Annotated in this window: 19 protein-coding genes; 12 read left to right on the top strand and 7 right to left on the bottom strand. The window is 55.4% G+C overall.

What is annotated here, in order from left to right; all coding sequences use genetic code 11:
• Positions 1–33: 33 nt before the first annotated feature.
• Entirely contained in the window at positions 34–615 is a 582-nt protein-coding gene (gene acpH, locus HV157_RS09405; protein ID WP_047355638.1) for an ACP phosphodiesterase, read from the bottom strand.
• A 92-nt stretch (positions 616–707) separates the two neighbouring features.
• Here acpH and queA point away from each other — a divergent pair, with 92 nt between their 5' ends.
• The 7 genes from queA to HV157_RS09370 all read left to right on the top strand — a co-directional run bounded on the left by queA (position 708) and on the right by HV157_RS09370 (position 7,374).
• Positions 708–1,778, top strand: coding sequence for a tRNA preQ1(34) S-adenosylmethionine ribosyltransferase-isomerase QueA (queA, locus tag HV157_RS09400; RefSeq protein WP_032677507.1), 1,071 nt, complete (start codon positions 708–710; stop codon positions 1,776–1,778).
• Between the two features lie 53 nt (positions 1,779–1,831).
• A complete protein-coding gene (gene tgt, locus HV157_RS09395; RefSeq protein ID WP_121340287.1) occupies positions 1,832–2,959 on the top strand; it encodes a tRNA guanosine(34) transglycosylase Tgt in 1,128 nt (375 codons plus the stop codon).
• 22 nt (positions 2,960–2,981) lie between these two features.
• The gene (gene yajC, locus HV157_RS09390; RefSeq protein ID WP_000007630.1) at positions 2,982–3,314 is read left to right on the top strand and encodes a preprotein translocase subunit YajC; all 333 of its coding nucleotides are present in this window, start codon (positions 2,982–2,984) and stop codon (positions 3,312–3,314) included.
• 27 nt (positions 3,315–3,341) lie between these two features.
• On the top strand, positions 3,342–5,189 hold the full coding sequence (gene secD / locus HV157_RS09385) for a protein translocase subunit SecD (RefSeq protein WP_182268253.1): 1,848 nt from the start codon (positions 3,342–3,344) through the stop codon (positions 5,187–5,189).
• Between the two features lie 10 nt (positions 5,190–5,199).
• Complete coding sequence (gene secF / locus HV157_RS09380; protein WP_113656521.1) at positions 5,200–6,171, top strand: protein translocase subunit SecF; 972 nt, start codon at positions 5,200–5,202, stop codon at positions 6,169–6,171.
• A gap of 142 nt (positions 6,172–6,313) precedes the next feature.
• The gene (locus tag HV157_RS09375; protein WP_020885224.1) at positions 6,314–6,679 is read left to right on the top strand and encodes a VOC family protein; all 366 of its coding nucleotides are present in this window, start codon (positions 6,314–6,316) and stop codon (positions 6,677–6,679) included.
• Between the two features lie 14 nt (positions 6,680–6,693).
• Entirely contained in the window at positions 6,694–7,374 is a 681-nt protein-coding gene (locus tag HV157_RS09370) for a YafY family protein (protein WP_014168847.1), read from the top strand.
• A gap of 48 nt (positions 7,375–7,422) precedes the next feature.
• Here the strand turns inward: HV157_RS09370 and HV157_RS09365 are convergent, their stop codons facing one another.
• Positions 7,423–8,307: a nucleoside-specific channel-forming protein Tsx gene (locus HV157_RS09365; RefSeq protein ID WP_025204975.1), complete on the bottom strand. Its 885-nt coding sequence runs from the start codon at positions 8,305–8,307 to the stop codon at positions 7,423–7,425.
• 266 nt (positions 8,308–8,573) lie between these two features.
• Positions 8,574–9,113 carry a DUF3251 domain-containing protein gene (locus tag HV157_RS09360; protein ID WP_025204974.1) on the bottom strand — a complete coding sequence of 180 codons (540 nt, stop codon included), beginning with the start codon at positions 9,111–9,113 and terminating at the stop codon, positions 8,574–8,576.
• 152 nt (positions 9,114–9,265) lie between these two features.
• On the opposite strand from HV157_RS09360, the gene nrdR reads away from it, so the two are divergent.
• From nrdR to thiL, 5 genes are all read left to right on the top strand, one after another.
• Positions 9,266–9,715, top strand: a complete 450-nt coding sequence (nrdR, locus tag HV157_RS09355; RefSeq protein WP_008503337.1) for a transcriptional regulator NrdR — start codon at positions 9,266–9,268, stop codon at positions 9,713–9,715.
• 4 nt (positions 9,716–9,719) lie between these two features.
• Entirely contained in the window at positions 9,720–10,823 is a 1,104-nt protein-coding gene (gene ribD, locus HV157_RS09350) for a bifunctional diaminohydroxyphosphoribosylaminopyrimidine deaminase/5-amino-6-(5-phosphoribosylamino)uracil reductase RibD (protein WP_020885222.1), read from the top strand.
• Positions 10,824–10,910: 87 nt separating this feature from the next.
• A complete protein-coding gene (gene ribE, locus HV157_RS09345) occupies positions 10,911–11,381 on the top strand; it encodes a 6,7-dimethyl-8-ribityllumazine synthase (RefSeq protein WP_006176874.1) in 471 nt (156 codons plus the stop codon).
• 21 nt (positions 11,382–11,402) lie between these two features.
• The gene (nusB, locus tag HV157_RS09340) at positions 11,403–11,822 is read left to right on the top strand and encodes a transcription antitermination factor NusB (RefSeq protein WP_006809908.1); all 420 of its coding nucleotides are present in this window, start codon (positions 11,403–11,405) and stop codon (positions 11,820–11,822) included.
• Between the two features lie 78 nt (positions 11,823–11,900).
• Positions 11,901–12,872 carry a thiamine-phosphate kinase gene (gene thiL, locus HV157_RS09335; RefSeq protein ID WP_020885221.1) on the top strand — a complete coding sequence of 324 codons (972 nt, stop codon included), beginning with the start codon at positions 11,901–11,903 and terminating at the stop codon, positions 12,870–12,872.
• 81 nt (positions 12,873–12,953) lie between these two features.
• Here the strand turns inward: thiL and HV157_RS09330 are convergent, their stop codons facing one another.
• The 4 genes from HV157_RS09330 to xseB form a co-directional block, all read right to left on the bottom strand.
• Positions 12,954–13,928 (bottom strand): aldo/keto reductase, encoded by a 975-nt coding sequence (locus HV157_RS09330; protein ID WP_032677512.1) that lies wholly within the window; start codon positions 13,926–13,928, stop codon positions 12,954–12,956.
• Between the two features lie 63 nt (positions 13,929–13,991).
• Positions 13,992–15,854 carry a 1-deoxy-D-xylulose-5-phosphate synthase gene (gene dxs / locus HV157_RS09325; RefSeq protein ID WP_020885219.1) on the bottom strand — a complete coding sequence of 621 codons (1,863 nt, stop codon included), beginning with the start codon at positions 15,852–15,854 and terminating at the stop codon, positions 13,992–13,994.
• A 24-nt stretch (positions 15,855–15,878) separates the two neighbouring features.
• Entirely contained in the window at positions 15,879–16,778 is a 900-nt protein-coding gene (ispA, locus tag HV157_RS09320) for a (2E,6E)-farnesyl diphosphate synthase (protein ID WP_014168855.1), read from the bottom strand.
• Entirely contained in the window at positions 16,779–17,021 is a 243-nt protein-coding gene (gene xseB, locus HV157_RS09315) for an exodeoxyribonuclease VII small subunit (protein ID WP_008503331.1), read from the bottom strand.
• Positions 17,022–17,073 lie beyond the last annotated feature (52 nt).

The following is a 17,073-nucleotide window of genomic DNA, read 5'->3' as shown; positions in this document are numbered from 1 at the left end:
TCAGCAAGCTTTCACCTATCAATGGCATTTCTGTTATAGCTGTTTGTTTTTCGCCTGGGTCATCATACGCGGGTAGAACTGCCAGAACCGCGTCTCCAGCGCCTCGTAGTGGGTGTCCAGGTCATGCCAGGAGTCGCGCAGCGCGTCGAGTCGCGGTCGGCGACTCGCCATCCCGTTTAACACATTCTGTATAAAGTCCATCTCGCGATAGCGCTCAAGCCAGCGTTCTGACCAGAGATAGTTATTCAGATTCACAAAGCGCGGCGGCGAATCCGGCAAAATAATGGACACCTGCTGGTGGGCATAGTGCACGAACGCGTTTAGGGGCATCTCAGGAGAGAGTGTTTCCCAGTGCCGCGAGAGGAAATGGTCCCACATTACATCGAGCGTGATCGGTGCGACGCGCCGCGTTTCAGGGCGGAACCACGCTTTGGCTTCCTGGACTTCCGGCAGGTTATCGGTCAGTACGTCGATACGGCGATGCATAAAAATCCCGTCGACAACCTCTGCGGAGTACGCGTCGGCGGGATTACCGCGCACGAAATCGGCCAGCAGATTGCCGGAAAGAGAGCTGTCAGCGAGATGAGCAAGATGCAGGTGAGCGAGAAAATTCATGCGTTTTATTTGTCCAGGGGCGGCTAGTTGTTGCAGCAAAAGGGTGTGAGCACTAGACTATGCCGCCTGTTTTTAAGTCACGAGTATACGTCATGCGCGTCGCCGATTTCTCCTTTGAACTACCTGAATCCCTGATTGCTCACTACCCAATGCCTGAGCGCAGTAGCTGTCGTTTGCTGTCACTGGATGGGCCGACGGGCGAGCTGACGCACGGTACTTTCACCGATTTGCTCGACAAGCTCAACCCTGGCGATCTGCTGGTCTTTAACAATACCCGCGTGATCCCGGCGCGTCTGTTTGGCCGTAAAGCCAGCGGCGGCAAGATTGAAGTACTGGTCGAACGTATGCTTGATGATAAACGTATTCTGGCACATATTCGCGCCTCTAAAGCGCCGAAGCCGGGTGCTGAGCTGCTGCTTGGCGATGATGAGAGCATCCGTGCAACCATGACCGCGCGTCACGATGCGCTGTTTGAGGTGGCGTTCAATGACGAGCGCACGGTGCTCGACATCCTGAATGCGATCGGCCATATGCCGCTGCCCCCTTACATCGAGCGCCCGGACGAAGAGGCTGACCGCGAACTGTACCAGACCGTCTATAGCCAGAAACCTGGCGCGGTCGCCGCGCCGACGGCGGGCCTGCATTTTGATGAACCGCTGCTGGAAAAATTGCGCGCGAAAGGCATCGAGATGGCCTTCGTGACCCTGCATGTCGGTGCGGGTACGTTCCAGCCGGTGCGTGTGGACAGCATCGAAGACCACATCATGCACTCCGAATATGCCGAAGTGCCGCAAGAGGTGGTAGATGCCGTTCTGGCCGCCAAAGCACGCGGTAACCGCGTTGTGGCAGTGGGCACTACGTCGGTACGCTCCCTTGAGAGCGCCGCGCAGGCCGCCAAAAATGACCTGATTGAGCCTTTCTTTGGCGATACGCAGATCTTTATCTACCCGGGCTATCAGTACAACGTGATTGATGCCCTGGTAACCAACTTCCATCTGCCTGAATCAACGCTGATTATGCTGGTGTCCGCTTTTGCGGGTTATCAGCACACCATGGCGGCGTACAAGTCTGCGGTAGAACAAAAATATCGCTTTTTTAGCTACGGGGACGCGATGTTTATCACGTACAATCCGCAGGCTTTGAATGAGCGTGTCGGGGAATAAGTCCGCGGCACCGTTTTACAACGTTGGACTGTTTTTCTGACGTCGGAGAAAAAATGAAATTTGAACTCGATACCACCGATGGTCGCGCACGTCGCGGCCGCCTGGTGTTTGATCGCGGCGTGGTGGAAACCCCCGCGTTTATGCCTGTGGGCACCTACGGCACCGTAAAAGGGATGACGCCGGAAGAAGTGGAAGCCACTGGCGCACAGATTATCCTCGGCAATACCTTCCACCTGTGGCTGCGTCCTGGTCAGGAGATCATGAAGCTGCACGGCGATTTGCATGACTTCATGCAGTGGAAAGGCCCGATCCTGACCGACTCCGGTGGTTTCCAGGTCTTCAGCCTGGGCGACATCCGTAAGATCACCGAGCAGGGCGTACACTTCCGTAACCCGATCAACGGCGATCCGATTTTCCTCGATCCTGAAAAGTCTATGGAGATTCAGTACGATCTCGGCTCTGATATCGTGATGATCTTCGACGAATGTACGCCATACCCGGCCGACTGGGATTACGCGAAACGCTCCATGGAGATGTCGTTGCGCTGGGCGAAGCGTAGCCGTCACCGCTTTGACTCCCTGCAGAACAAAAATGCGCTGTTCGGTATTATCCAGGGCAGCGTTTACGAAGATTTACGCGATATCTCTGTTAAAGGTCTGGTAGAGATAGGTTTTGATGGCTACGCTGTCGGCGGTTTGGCTGTGGGTGAACCGAAGGAAGACATGCATCGCATTCTGGAACATGTCTGCCCACAAATCCCGGCAGATAAACCCCGTTACCTGATGGGTGTGGGTAAACCTGAGGACCTGGTTGAAGGTGTGCGCCGCGGCATTGATATGTTCGACTGCGTTATGCCAACCCGCAACGCGCGTAACGGTCATCTGTTTGTGACCGATGGCGTGGTGAAAATCCGTAACGCGAAGCATAAGAGTGACACCAGCCCGCTCGATTCCGAGTGCGATTGCTACACCTGTCGCAATTATTCTCGCGCGTACCTGCATCATCTTGATCGTTGCAATGAGATTTTGGGCGCGCGTCTCAATACCATTCATAATCTTCGTTATTATCAGCGCTTAATGGCTGGTTTACGCAAGGCTATTGAAGAGGGTAAATTAGAGAGCTTCGTGACCGATTTTTACCAACGTCAGGGTCGAACCGTTCCACCTTTGAACGTTGATTAATTTTAATAATGAGGGAATTTGAATGAGCTTTTTTATTTCTGATGCGGTAGCGGCAACAGGTGCTCCGGCGCAGGGCAGCCCGATGTCTCTGATTCTGATGCTGGTTGTGTTCGGTCTGATCTTCTACTTCATGATCCTGCGCCCACAGCAGAAGCGTACCAAAGAGCACAAAAAGCTGATGGACTCCATTGCCAAAGGTGATGAAGTGCTGACCAACGGTGGTCTGGTCGGTCGCGTAACCAAAGTGGCTGAAAGTGGCTACATTGCTATTGCCCTGAACGACACCACTGAAGTGGTTATCAAACGTGACTTCGTAGCTGCCGTTCTGCCGAAAGGCACCATGAAGGCGCTGTAATCCCAACTTTTCCCAAAGGGAACTGCCGTGTTAAACCGTTATCCTTTGTGGAAGTACATCATGCTGGTCGCCGTGATTCTCGTCGGCCTGCTGTACGCGCTTCCCAACCTGTATGGTGAGGATCCGGCTGTTCAAATCACTGGCGCGCGCGGTGTCGCCGCCAGTGAGCAAACGCTGATCCAGGTCCAGAAATCGTTACAAGAAGAAAAAATTACCGCTAAGTCTGTGGTTCTGGAAGAGGGCGCAATTCTTGCTCGCTTCGACACCACCGACACGCAGCTCCGCGCTCGCGAAGTGCTGATGGGCGTGCTGGGTGATAAATACGTCGTGGCGCTTAACCTTGCTCCTGCAACCCCGCGTTGGCTGGCTGCGTTGAATGCAGAGCCAATGAAACTCGGTCTTGACCTGCGTGGCGGTGTTCACTTCCTGATGGAAGTGGATATGGATACCGCGCTCGGCAAACTGCAGGAACAAAACATCGACAGCCTGCGCAGCGATCTGCGCGAAAAAGGCATCGCTTACACTACCGTTCGTAAAGAAGATAACTACGGTATGAGCATCACGTTCCGCGACAGCGCGGCGCGCGATCAGGCTGTAGATTACCTGACTCAACGTCACCGTGACCTCGTGATCACCTCTCAGGGCAGCAACCAGCTGCGCGCGGTGATGACCGATGCTCGCCTGAAAGAAGCCCGTGAATACGCCGTTCAGCAGAACATCAATATTCTGCGTAACCGTGTAAACCAGCTGGGTGTTGCTGAGCCACTGGTACAGCGTCAGGGGGCTGACCGTATCGTGGTGGAACTCCCGGGGATTCAGGACACGGCACGTGCGAAAGAGATTCTGGGAGCAACTGCCACGCTGGAATTCCGTCTGGTTAACTCCAACGTCGATCAGTCCGCTGCCGCCGCTGGCCGTATTCCGGGCGATTCGGAAGTGAAACAGACCCGCGAAGGTCAGCCAGTTGTGCTGTACAAACGCGTGATCCTGACCGGTGACCACATCACCGACTCCACATCCAGCCAGGACGAATACAACCAGCCGCAGGTTAACATCTCGCTGGATAGCGCGGGTGGTAACATCATGTCTAACTTCACCAAGGACAACATCGGTAAACCGATGGCGACCCTGTTTGTGGAGTACAAAGACAGCGGTAAGAAAGACGCAAACGGCCGCGCGGTGCTGGTGAAAGAGGAAGAGGTGATTAACATCGCCAACATCCAGTCTCGTCTGGGTAACAGCTTCCGCATCACCGGTATCAACAACCCGAACGAAGCGCGTCAGCTTTCGCTGCTGCTGCGTGCCGGTGCGCTGATTGCACCGATTCAGATTGTTGAAGAACGTACCATTGGTCCAACGCTGGGGATGCAAAACATCAAGCAGGGTCTGGAAGCGTGTCTGGCCGGTCTGGTGGTCTCCATCCTCTTCATGATCTTCTTCTATAAGAAGTTTGGTCTGATTGCGACAAGCGCACTGGTTGCGAACCTGGTGCTGATTATCGGCATCATGTCTCTGCTGCCGGGGGCGACGCTGACCATGCCGGGGATTGCCGGTATCGTCTTAACCCTTGCGGTGGCGGTCGACGCCAACGTACTGATAAACGAACGTATCAAAGAAGAGTTAAGCAACGGTCGCTCTGTTCAGCAGGCGATTGACGAAGGCTACAAAGGGGCATTCAGCTCCATCTTCGATGCGAACGTAACAACACTGATTAAGGTTCTTATCCTGTATGCAGTGGGGACTGGCGCTATCAAAGGCTTTGCGATCACCACCGGTATCGGTGTTGCAACGTCAATGTTTACCGCTATTGTCGGCACCCGTGCCATCGTGAACCTGCTGTATGGCGGCAAGCGCGTCAAAAAGCTGTCTATCTGAGGAGTGCGTTGTGGCACAGGAATATACTGTTGAACAATTGAACCACGGCCGTAAAGTCTGGGACTTTATGCGCTGGGACTACTGGGCTTTCGGCATTTCAGGTTTACTGCTGATCCTCTCCCTTATCGTGATGGGCGTGAAAGGCTTTAACTGGGGGCTTGATTTCACCGGTGGTACGGTAATTGAGATCTCCCTGGAAAAACCGGTCGATATGGACCAGATGCGCCAGTCTCTGCAGAAAGCGGGCTTTGAAGAGCCGTTGCTGCAGAACTTCGGCAGCAGCCGTGACATCATGGTGCGTATGCCGCCGGTGCACGATGCGAACGGCAGCCAGGAGCTGGGCAGCAAGGTTGTTAACGTGGTTAACGAAACAACCAACCAGAATGCGACGGTTAAGCGTATCGAGTTCGTCGGGCCAAGCGTAGGTGCTGACCTGGCGCAAACCGGTGCGATGGCGCTGCTGGTGGCTCTGATCTCCATTCTGGTGTACGTCGGTTTCCGCTTTGAGTGGCGACTGGCGGCGGGTGTGGTTATCGCCCTGGCGCACGACGTGGTGATCACCATGGGCATACTGTCTCTGTTCCACATTGAGATTGACCTGACAATCGTGGCATCCCTGATGTCCGTTATCGGTTACTCACTGAACGACAGTATCGTGGTATCTGACCGTATTCGTGAAAACTTCCGTAAGATCCGTCGCGGTACGCCGTACGAAATCTTTAACGTGTCGTTGACACAGACGCTGCACCGTACGTTGATCACATCCGGAACCACCTTGATGGTGATCCTGATGCTGTTCCTCTTCGGTGGCCCGGTACTGGAAGGCTTCTCGCTGACCATGCTGATCGGTGTCTCTATCGGTACGGCTTCGTCTATCTACGTCGCCTCCGCACTGGCACTGAAACTTGGCATGAAGCGCGAACACCTGCTCCAGCAGAAAGTCGAGAAAGAAGGGGCGGATCAGCCGTCTATTCTGCCGTAAGACGACGTGTCGTTCGTTCCCGAAATCCCGGTCTGTTGACCGGGATTTTTTTTATCTGCTCCTGCCAAACACTCCTGACAGTATGCTGTCAGGAGCCCTGTCGTAGACTCTTTTCGAACCCAAACAACAGGCAGGAGGATGTATGAAAAGTGTGATTAACTGGTTTGAAATTCCGGTCGCCGATATGGATCGCGCTATCAAATTTTATGAGCCCGTGATGCAGGTACAGCTGAGACGAGAGAAAATGGATGTGGCTGAGCTAGCCGTTTTCCCGCATGACGATCCGGCCACCGGCGGCGCGCTGGCAAAATTTGAGGGCATTACACCGTCCGTACAGGGCGCTATTATTTACCTGCATACTGACAACCTGGCGGCAACGCTCGATCGCATCGCGTCTGCGGGTGGCGAGTGCGTGTTTGGCCCGCTGGAATTGCCGCGTGGCATTGGCACCATAGCCTTGTTTACCGACAGCGAAGGTAATCGCGTCGGCCTCCATCAACCTGCCTGAGAGCTGAATACGATATGACCCGACGCGCTGACCGTTTGTTTCAGATTGTGCAGATCCTGAGAGGCAGGCGTCTGACAACGGCAGCGCATCTGGCGGACAGGTTGAGCGTATCGGAACGGACCGTATACCGTGATATCCGCGACCTGTCGCTTTCCGGCGTGCCGGTGGAAGGGGAGGCGGGAAGCGGCTATCGGCTGATGTCGGGTTTTGACTTACCTCCGCTAATGCTGACGAACAAAGAATCTGAAGCGCTGATGGTCGCCATCCGTCTGCTGAAAACCTGGGGGGGCGACTCGCTCTCGCGTGAGCTTGAGTCGGCGCAGGAGAAGGTGCTGGCGATCCTGCCCGAGGAGAGCCGACGTAAGGCGGAGCAGACGCGGATATATGCGCCGGATATTGCGCTTCAGCCGCATTCGCGCAGCGACTTTGATGTTATTCATCAGGCTATTTCTGCCCAGTGCGTACTGGCGCTGCATTATCGTGATGAAGCCGGGCATCTGACATGGCGCGACATTCAGCCGCTGGGGCTGTTCTTCTGGGGAGAGCATTGGCTGCTGGCCGCGTGGTGTGAACGGCGTGATGACTACCGCTGCTTCCGGCTCGACAGGTGTCTGAATATTACGCTCACGCAGAGGCGTTTTAGCGAAAGCGCGGAGCGATCGCTGGCGGATTTTCTGCGTAAGGTGAAGCAATAAAAAAGCCAGCATATCAGCTGGCTTTGTCCGTTTTTGCCTTCTTTCACATCAGAAGTTGTAACCGACAACCAGGTAACCACCCCAGCCGGTAGAACGTACGCTGAAGTCGCCATTGCCGAAGTTCAGGCTTGCGTCATCGTTCCACTGACCGCCGTTATGCCAGTAACGCGCAACAACGGAGTAGTGCCAGTGATCGTAGTTCAGCGCCAGGATGTGGCTGGAGGCGATGGAGTCGTTGGTACGCGCTTTCTTACCGTTCAGGTCACGGAAGTCGTTGTCGCCCAGGTCTGAACCCCAGTCAAAGTTGGTGAAACCGATATAGCTCAGGTTACCGCCCCACAGCTGGGTAATTGGCACAAAGTATTTCACTTTGAAACGGTAGCCATCCCACTCGTTTTCGTTCGCGGCACCGTAGTTCTGCCACTGGTATTTCGCATAGACGTTCAGGGACAGGCTCATTGGCAGACCGGTGTCGATGTCGGTACCCAGACCCATATACCAGGTGCTCTGACGACCGGACGCGTTACGGCCCATGTCGTAGATGTAGTTGTTCGCGAAGTACCACTCTTTGAATGGACCAAACGCCAGGCTGGTGCCCGTCAGCTTATCAATGGAGAAGCGGGGTTCGATCTCCATGAACAGGGGTGAACCGTGGTTCCAGATACCTTTCGCATCGGTGTTACCGCCGAAGAAGACCGGTGCATCCATATAGCCGTAGAAATCGAACCAGTCTTTCTTGGCGAAGGCTTCGTACTCCAGATAGGTATCGTTGCGGATCTGTGGTCCGAAACGGGTGTGATAGCTGCCAACCACGTTAACGCTCTGGTGCCACCAGTCGGAGAGGTATTGTGGTTTATCGTTTTCCGCTGCGTTAACAGTGAAAGTGGAGGAGAGTGCCAGCACGGCGCCAGCCGCGAGTAATGTTTTTTTCATAATCATGCCACTGATTGAAATTCCCTTCCGGGAGTGAAAAATGCGCGAATTGCGTTTCTAAATATTTCGTGTTTCTGCGGAGCCTATTATAGGAATCCTTGCTCACAAAAATATGTGTTGTTTCACATATCTCTCACGCGCGTAATCGATTGCGTTCACGTTTGCGTACTTTAAACGGCGGGGATTGTAGCGGCAATGATTTCTGTTGCCAATCTTTGCGGATTGTAAATGTTAGCGGAGTGACATTGCACTCCGCTGAAAGGGGATTACTGCGCGGCGGGCTGGATATCGTGAATGCGGATGAAACCTAACTGATCCGGCGTAAGTCCGTTCAGCTGGATCGGAATGTCAACATCGCTCGGGGCCAGCACGCTGGCGGGTGCGGTGAACAGCTGGCTCTTCACGTTCACTTCCTGATAGTTCTCTGTGGTGCCCTGAATCTGCCCCCACTCGACGGTGCCGCTAAAGGCTGGCAGAGGATCGTTGGATTCCCCCTGAATGCGTAATGTTGCGCGAGTACCATCCGCATTGGCCGCCACGTTTACCAGCGACATTTTCAGCGTGCCAATCTGGCTGTTAAGGCGCGCCGGGGTGTTAGACCCGGGCAGTAGATAAACCCCACTGCTGGATTTGGCATTCAGCGCGTTTTGCTGGGTGATCTTCACGGTTTCTTTGTTCAGTTTGTCCATCGCGGTATTGAGCGTATTCACGCTTTGTTTCATTTGACGGACTTCGGTTTGCTGTGCACAGGCGCTAAGGGTAAACAGACTCCCCACCAGCAATATTTTCAGGTAACGTCTTGTCATTGCGTTTATTTCCTTGAAATAACGGATCTCCGTAATGGTAGCCAGCATCGCATCAACAGGCATAGATCCTTTGTCTCAAAAAGCTCTTCCTTTGTTGTCAGGCCAGATCAGGGTAAAATGAAAATCAGTTAACCACATAACAGGGATACCGTATGCATTGCCCATTCTGCTCCGCTGTGGATACCAAAGTTATCGACTCTCGCCTTGTGGGCGAAGGGTCTTCCGTACGCCGCCGCCGGCAATGTCTGGTGTGCAACGAGCGTTTCACGACCTTTGAGGTTGCAGAGCTGGTAATGCCGCGCGTGGTAAAAAGTAACGACGTGCGTGAGCCGTTTAACGAAGAGAAACTGCGCAGCGGGATGCTCAAGGCGCTGGAAAAACGCCCTGTCAGTGCAGATGACGTCGAAATGGCGTTAAACCACATAAAATCTTACCTTCGTGGTTTGGGTGAGCGCGAGGTGCCAAGCAAGATGATTGGCAACCTGGTGATGGAGCAACTGAAAAAGCTCGATAAGGTCGCCTATATCCGCTTCGCCTCTGTGTACCGCAGTTTCGAAGATATCAAAGAGTTTGGCGAAGAGATCGCCCGCTTACAGGATTAAGCTCATGCAGGATGAGATTTACATGGCGCGAGCCATGAAGCTGGCGCAGCGCGGTCGTTTTACCACCCATCCCAACCCTAACGTCGGGTGCGTCATTGTCAACGATGGCGAGATCGTGGGCGAAGGGTTTCACTACCGTGCCGGTGAGCCCCATGCCGAAGTTCATGCCCTGCGTATGGCCGGCGAAAAGGCGCGCGGTGCAACGGCCTACGTGACGCTGGAACCCTGCAGCCACCACGGCCGTACCCCGCCGTGCTGCGAAGCACTGATTGCGGCGGGTGTCGCGCGCGTTGTCGCGGCGATGCAGGATCCCAATCCGCAGGTTGCCGGACGTGGCCTGTATCGACTGCAGCAGGAAGGAGTTGATGTCAGTCACGGTCTGATGATGCAGGATGCAGAAGCGATCAACAAAGGCTTCCTGAAGCGCATGCGCACCGGGTTCCCGTACATTCAGCTTAAGCTTGGGGCCTCACTGGATGGTCGTACGGCGATGGCGAACGGCGAGAGCCAGTGGATCACCTCTGCGCAGGCAAGGCGCGATGTGCAACGTCTGCGCGCGCAAAGCCATGCTATCCTCACCAGCAGTGAAACGGTTCTGGCTGATAATCCTGCCATGACCGTGCGCTGGGATGAACTGAATGCCGATACCCAGGCGTGCTACCCGCAGGAAAACCTGCGTCAGCCGCTGCGTATTGTCATCGATAGCCAGAATCGCATCACGCCTGCGCACCGCATCGTGCAACAGCCGGGCGAAACCTGGATTGCACGCACGCAGGACGATGCGCGTGAATGGCCGCAAGGCGTACGCAGCATCATGGTGCCAGAGCATAACGGGCACCTCGACTTAGTGGTGCTGATGATGCTGCTTGGTAAGCAACAGGTGAACAGTATCTGGGTAGAAGCGGGGCCGACGCTGGCCGGCGCGCTGCTGCAGGCCGGGCTGGTGGATGAGCTGATTGTCTACGTAGCACCTAAACTGTTGGGTAACGATGCGCGTGGTCTGTTTGTGCTGCCGGGTCTTGAAAAACTTGGCGATGCACCACAACTCAAATTTAGCGAGATTCGTCCGGTGGGCCCGGATGTCTGCCTCCATTTAACGCCAGCGTAATTGCTCCTGAAATAGGGAAGCAGTGCGCAAAGTATTATGATAAAATCCGCCCCCCTGCGGGGCCAAATGAACCCGTAAAGGAAGAGTATGAACATTATTGAAGCTGCTGTAGCTACCCCGGACGCTCGCGTCGCCATCACCATTGCGCGTTTCAACAACTTCATCAACGACAGCCTGCTGGAAGGTGCCATTGACGCCCTGAAACGTATCGGCCAGGTTAAAGATGACAACATTACCGTTGTTTGGGTTCCAGGTGCTTATGAACTGCCACTGGCAGCGGGCGCGCTGGCGAAAACCGGTAAATACGACGCGGTGATTGCGCTGGGTACCGTTATTCGTGGCGGCACTGCACACTTCGAATACGTTGCAGGCGGTGCAAGCAATGGTCTGGCACACGTTGCGCAGGATGCAGAAATTCCTGTCGCGTTTGGCGTGCTGACTACCGAAAGTATTGAACAAGCCATTGAGCGCGCTGGTACCAAAGCCGGTAACAAAGGTGCAGAAGCTGCACTGACCGCGCTTGAAATGATCAATGTGTTGAAAGCCATTAAGGCCTGATTTTTTTGTAAGGGGAATTCCGTGAAACCTGCTGCTCGTCGCCGCGCCCGTGAATGTGCCGTCCAGGCACTTTACTCCTGGCAGTTGTCCCAGAACGACATCGCTGATGTTGAATACCAGTTCCTGTCAGAACAGGACGTGAAAGACGTTGACGTTCTGTACTTCCGTGAACTGCTGTCGGGAGTGGCGACTAATAGCGCGTATCTCGATGGTCTGATGAAGCCATACCTGTCCCGTCTGCTCGAAGAGCTGGGTCAGGTTGAGAAAGCAGTGTTGCGTATCGCGCTGTTTGAGTTGTCTAAACGTGATGATGTGCCGTACAAAGTGGCCATCAACGAAGCGATCGAACTGGCGAAAACCTTCGGCGCTGAAGACAGCCATAAATTTGTAAACGGCGTGCTGGATAAAGCCGCACCTGCGATCCGTCCCCACAAAAAGTGATCCGCAAACCGGAGTTTTGCATTGCCTGCCGGGCAGTGCGGCTCCGGTTTTTTTATTTAATTTGCTGAGGCATAACGTATGGCATGCGGCGAATTCTCCCTGATTGCCCGTTATTTCGACCGTGTCAGAACCTCTCGTCTTGATGTTGAAACCGGCATTGGCGATGACTGCGCACTTCTCAATATTCCCGAAAAACAGACGCTGGCAATCAGCACCGACACCTTAGTGTGCGGACGTCATTTTTTACCTGATATCGATCCCGCCGATCTGGCGTATAAAGCGCTGGCGGTCAACGTAAGCGATTTAGCGGCCATGGGCGCCGATCCCGCGTGGCTGACGCTGGCGTTGACGTTGCCCGAGGTGGATGAAGACTGGCTTGAAGCCTTTAGCGATGCGCTGTTTGATCAGCTCAACTACTACGATATGCAGCTGATTGGCGGTGACACCACTGCCGGGCCGCTGTCGATGACGCTTGCGATCCACGGCTATGTCCCGCTGGGCCGGGCGCTGAAACGCTCGGGCGCAAAGCCGGGTGACTGGATCTACGTGACCGGCACGCCGGGCGACAGCGCCGCAGGGCTGGCGATCCTCCAGGACCGCTTACGCGTCAAGGATGCCGACGATGCGGCATATCTGGTGAAACGCCATCTGCGCCCAACGCCGCGTATTTTGCACGGCCAGGCGCTGCGCGAGCGGGCAAGCTCGGCTATCGATCTCTCTGACGGGCTTATCTCCGATCTCGGCCATATTCTGAAAGCCAGCGGTGTGGGCGCGCGCGTAGATCTGGATCTGTTCCCGCTGTCAGAGCCATTGCTTCGCCATGTGGAACCTGAGCAGGCTCTGCGCTGGGCGCTCTCCGGCGGCGAAGATTATGAGCTGTGCTTTACCGTACCGGAACTGAACCGGGGAACGCTGGACGTGGCGCTAGCTCACCTTGGGGCGAAGTTTACCTGTATCGGACAGATTATGCCGGAAAGTGAAGGGCTGAAATTTGTGCGTGATGGCGCGCCGGTTACGCTTGACTGGAAGGGTTACGACCACTTTGCGTGATTCGTCTGCCGGGTAGCGCTGCGCTTACCCGGCCGAGGGGTTTTGTTCCCTCTCCTTTTGGGAGACGGGCAGGGCGAGGGCTTACTTAAACCCGACCACCGGATGCTGCTGGTACGGCGTTTCCAGTTCGGCGACTTGCTCAGGCGTCAGCGTTAAATCAACGGCACTCAACAACTCGTCCAGCTGTTCTTCCCGCGATGTACCGATAATCGGTGCCGCGACTCCGCGTTTGCTCAGCAGCCACGCCAGCGCTACCTGCGCACGCGTGGCACCGGTATCATCGGCAATCCCCGCTAAACGCTCGGCGATCAACGCATCGCTGGCTTCCGTACCTTCGTATAAGGTTTTACCGAACGCATCCGACACCGAGCGGGCGGTGGTCTCTCCCCATGGTCGGGTGAGGCGTCCGCGCGCCAGGGGACTCCATGGGATCACCGCTACGCCTTCCTGATAGCAGAGCGGCAGCATCTCGCGCTCTTCTTCGCGATAGATAAGGTTGTAGTGATCCTGCATGGTGACAAACCGTGCCCAGCCGTGCTGCGCCTGAAGATCAAGCGCTGAGGCAAACTGCGAAGCGTGCATAGATGATGCGCCGATGTAACGCGCCTTCCCGGCCTTAACCACATCGTTAAGGGCTTCCAGCGTCTCTTCAATCGGCGTGTTGTAATCCCAGCGGTGGATCTGCAGCAGGTCGACATAATCCATATTCAGGCGCCGGAGGCTGTCATCAATGGATCGCAGGATTTGCGCACGGGAAAGACCTTCAGGCAAATCACCCACCTGGTGATATACCTTGGTGGCGACGACCACATCGTCACGGCGGGCAAAATCGCGCAGGGCGCGGCCGACAATCTCTTCGCTGCTGCCGTCGGAGTAACTGTTGGCAGTATCAAAAAAGTTAATCCCGCCGTCGAGTGCGCGTTTGATGATAAGGCGGCTGCTCTCTTCCGGCAGCGTCCAGGCGTGATTTCCCCGGTCTGGCTCGCCAAAGGTCATGCATCCCAGGCAAAGTCGGGAAACCTGAAGGTCTGTTGTTCCTAATGTCGTGTATTGCATGGTTCCGCTCCTGCTTTTTTAAACAATACGTTTAAGCATAGCAGGAGCGGAAAAGGGGAGGGATCAGGCAAGCCAGGAACGGATTTTCGACTCAATGCCGGCCGCATCCAGGCCAATCGCCGCACGGGCTTCGTCCTGGGTGCCTTGTGGAATGAAATGATCCGGCAGACCAAGGTTCAGTACCGGCACGGCTTTACGGTTAGCCATCAGCACTTCGTTTACGCCGCTGCCCGCACCGCCCATGATGGCGTTTTCTTCCAGCGTGACCAGCACGTCATGAGATTCCGCCATGCTCAGGATCAGGGCCTCGTCGAGCGGCTTCACAAAGCGCATATCCACGAGGGTCGCATTCAGCGTTTCAGCCACTTTCGCGGCCTCCGGCATCAGCGTACCAAAGTTCAGAATCGCCACTTTCTCACCGCGACGCTTCACCAGACCTTTACCTATCGGCAGTTTTTCCAGCGGCTGCAGTTCAACGCCGACGGCATTGCCGCGCGGGTAGCGCACCGCACTAGGGCCATCCTGATAGTGGTAGCCGGTAAACAGCATCTGACGACATTCGTTCTCATCGCTTGGCGTCATGATGACCATATCCGGGACGCAGCGCAGGAACGACAGGTCAAATGCCCCCTGGTGCGTCTGGCCGTCAGCACCCACAATGCCTGCGCGGTCGATAGCAAACAGGACCGGCAGTTTCTGGATGGCAACGTCATGGATCACCTGGTCGTAGGCGCGTTGCAGGAAGGTGGAATAAATGGCGACAACCGGGTTATAACCGCCAATCGCCAGGCCTGCCGCAAAGGTCACCGCGTGCTGCTCGGCAATGGCAACGTCAAAATACTGGTCCGGGTATTTTTTGGAGAACTCCACCATGCCAGAACCTTCACGCATGGCCGGGGTGATCGCCATAAGCTTATTGTCTTTAGCGGCGGTTTCACACAGCCAGTCGCCAAAGATTTTTGAATAGCTCGGCATGCCGCCGCTGCTTTTGGGCAGGCAACCGCTGCTCGGGTCGAATTTCGGTACCGCGTGGAAGGTGATGGGATCTTTTTCCGCCGGTTCGTATCCACGGCCTTTTTTGGTCATGATATGCAGGAACTGCGGGCCTTTCAGGTCACGCATGTTTTTCAGCGTGGTGACAAGCCCCAGAACGTCATGCCCGTCCACCGGACCAATATAGTTAAAGCCCAGCTCTTCAAACAGCGTACCCGGCACGACCATGCCTTTGATGTGTTCTTCGGTGCGTTTAAGCAGTTCTTTGATTGGCGGTACGCCGGAGAAGACTTTTTTGCCGCCTTCGCGCAGCGAGGAGTAAAGCTTGCCGGAGAGCAGCTGCGCCAGATGGTTGTTCAGCGCGCCCACGTTTTCGGAAATCGACATTTCGTTATCATTAAGGATAACCAGCATGTCTGGCTTGATATCGCCCGCGTGGTTCATGGCCTCAAAGGCCATTCCGGCAGTGATCGCCCCGTCGCCAATGACGCAGACGGTACGACGCTGTTTATTCTCTTTTTCGGCTGCCACCGCAATACCGATACCCGCAGAGATTGAGGTGGAGGAGTGCCCAACGCTTAATACGTCGTACTCGCTCTCGCCACGCCATGGGAACGGATGCAGGCCGCCTTTCTGACGAATAGTGCCAATTTTATCGCGACGTCCGGTCAGAATTTTATGCGGATAGGCCTGGTGGCCGACATCCCAGATGAGCTGATCGAACGGCGTGTTATAGACATAATGCAGCGCCACGGTCAGCTCTACCGTGCCAAGCCCGGAGGCGAAATGGCCGCTGGAGCGGCTTACGCTGTCGAGCAGGTAGCGACGCAGCTCATCGCACAGCTTCGGCAGGCTCTCTTTCGGCAACAGGCGTAACTCCTGGGTGGAGTCAACTAACGCCAGTGTCGGGTATTTGGCAATATCAAAACTCATCAAAGGCTCATCGAGATAGTGTGTTTATTTATCACGCTGGATTATATAGTCCGCTAGCGCTTCCAGTGCCGAAGTATCCAGTGATTGCGCGGCCAGTTGATTCAGCGACTGGCGGGCATCCTCTATCAGATCCCGGGCTTTACGTTGGGCTTGCTCAAGACCCAGCAGGGCGGGGTAGGTACTTTTGCCAAGCTGCTGATCCGCACCCTGACGTTTACCCAATGTTGCAGTATCGCCCACCACATCCAGAATGTCATCCTGAACCTGGAATGCCAGACCGATACTTTCTGCGTATCTGTCCAGTATCGGCAGGGCTTTGCGCCCCTGTTCACCCGCGCTCAGGGCGCCCAGACGAACGGCTGCACGAATCAATGCGCCCGTTTTATGGCGATGAATACGCTCCAGCTGTTCCAGATTAACCTGACGTCCTTCCGCTTCCAGATCCAGTGCCTGACCGCCACACATACCGGCGACGCCGCTGGCCATTGCCAGTTCAGAGATCATCGACAGACGGTCACGGTCGGCCACTTCGGCCATCGGCGCATCGCTCAGAATCGAGAACGCCAGGGTTTGCAGGGCATCCCCCGCCAGAATGGCATTCGCTTCGCCAAACTTGATGTGGCAGGTAGGCTGGCCACGACGCAGATCGTCGTCGTCCATGGCCGGCAAATCATCATGGATCAGCGAGTAGGCATGGATGCACTCAACGGCGGCTGCCGGGGCATCCAGCGTGTTAGCGCTGATGCCAAACATATTGCCCGTGGCGTAGACCAGAAACGGACGCAGGCGCTTTCCACCCAAGAGTGCGCCATAGTGCATGGCTTCAACCAGTGGAGTGTTCTGAAAAGGCTGTGGCTCAATAAAACGGCGCAGCGCATCGTTGGCACGCGCGACGCATGCCTGAAGCTCGTTGGCGAAATCCATTTACTCGGCGTCCGGTGTGAATGGCGTAGTTTTAGCGTCTTCGCTGTCGGACAGCAGGATCTGCACGCGCTGCTCGGCCTGCTGCAGTTTGACCTGCCCCTGGCGCGCCAGCTGTACGCCGCGCTCGAATTCATTGAGCGCCTCTTCCAGCGGTAAATCGCCGCTCTCAAGGCGGGTGACAATCTGCTCCAGCTCACTCAGCGCAGTTTCAAAACTGGCCGGTGCGTCGTTCTTCTTCGGCATAGTGAATTGACTCTTATATTCTCAGCCCCGACATGGTAACGGACTCGGGGCA

It is taken from the genome of Enterobacter sp. RHBSTW-00318 (assembly GCF_014101375.1).
GTDB lineage: Bacteria > Pseudomonadota > Gammaproteobacteria > Enterobacterales > Enterobacteriaceae > Enterobacter > Enterobacter ludwigii.
This window is presented reverse-complemented; position numbering and strand designations above follow the sequence as displayed.

Coding starts and splice junctions, on each gene's coding strand:
- acpH (WP_047355638.1), bottom strand. CDS start 615: ATGAATTTTCTCGCTCACCTGCATCTTGCTCATCTCGCTGACAGCTCT.
- queA (WP_032677507.1), top strand. CDS start 708: ATGCGCGTCGCCGATTTCTCCTTTGAACTACCTGAATCCCTGATTGCT.
- tgt (WP_121340287.1), top strand. CDS start 1,832: ATGAAATTTGAACTCGATACCACCGATGGTCGCGCACGTCGCGGCCGC.
- yajC (WP_000007630.1), top strand. CDS start 2,982: ATGAGCTTTTTTATTTCTGATGCGGTAGCGGCAACAGGTGCTCCGGCG.
- HV157_RS09375 (WP_020885224.1), top strand. CDS start 6,314: ATGAAAAGTGTGATTAACTGGTTTGAAATTCCGGTCGCCGATATGGAT.
- HV157_RS09370 (WP_014168847.1), top strand. CDS start 6,694: ATGACCCGACGCGCTGACCGTTTGTTTCAGATTGTGCAGATCCTGAGA.
- HV157_RS09365 (WP_025204975.1), bottom strand. CDS start 8,307: ATGAAAAAAACATTACTCGCGGCTGGCGCCGTGCTGGCACTCTCCTCC.
- HV157_RS09360 (WP_025204974.1), bottom strand. CDS start 9,113: ATGACAAGACGTTACCTGAAAATATTGCTGGTGGGGAGTCTGTTTACC.
- nrdR (WP_008503337.1), top strand. CDS start 9,266: ATGCATTGCCCATTCTGCTCCGCTGTGGATACCAAAGTTATCGACTCT.
- ribD (WP_020885222.1), top strand. CDS start 9,720: ATGCAGGATGAGATTTACATGGCGCGAGCCATGAAGCTGGCGCAGCGC.
- ribE (WP_006176874.1), top strand. CDS start 10,911: ATGAACATTATTGAAGCTGCTGTAGCTACCCCGGACGCTCGCGTCGCC.
- thiL (WP_020885221.1), top strand. CDS start 11,901: ATGGCATGCGGCGAATTCTCCCTGATTGCCCGTTATTTCGACCGTGTC.
- HV157_RS09330 (WP_032677512.1), bottom strand. CDS start 13,928: ATGCAATACACGACATTAGGAACAACAGACCTTCAGGTTTCCCGACTT.
- dxs (WP_020885219.1), bottom strand. CDS start 15,854: ATGAGTTTTGATATTGCCAAATACCCGACACTGGCGTTAGTTGACTCC.
- ispA (WP_014168855.1), bottom strand. CDS start 16,778: ATGGATTTCGCCAACGAGCTTCAGGCATGCGTCGCGCGTGCCAACGAT.
- xseB (WP_008503331.1), bottom strand. CDS start 17,021: ATGCCGAAGAAGAACGACGCACCGGCCAGTTTTGAAACTGCGCTGAGT.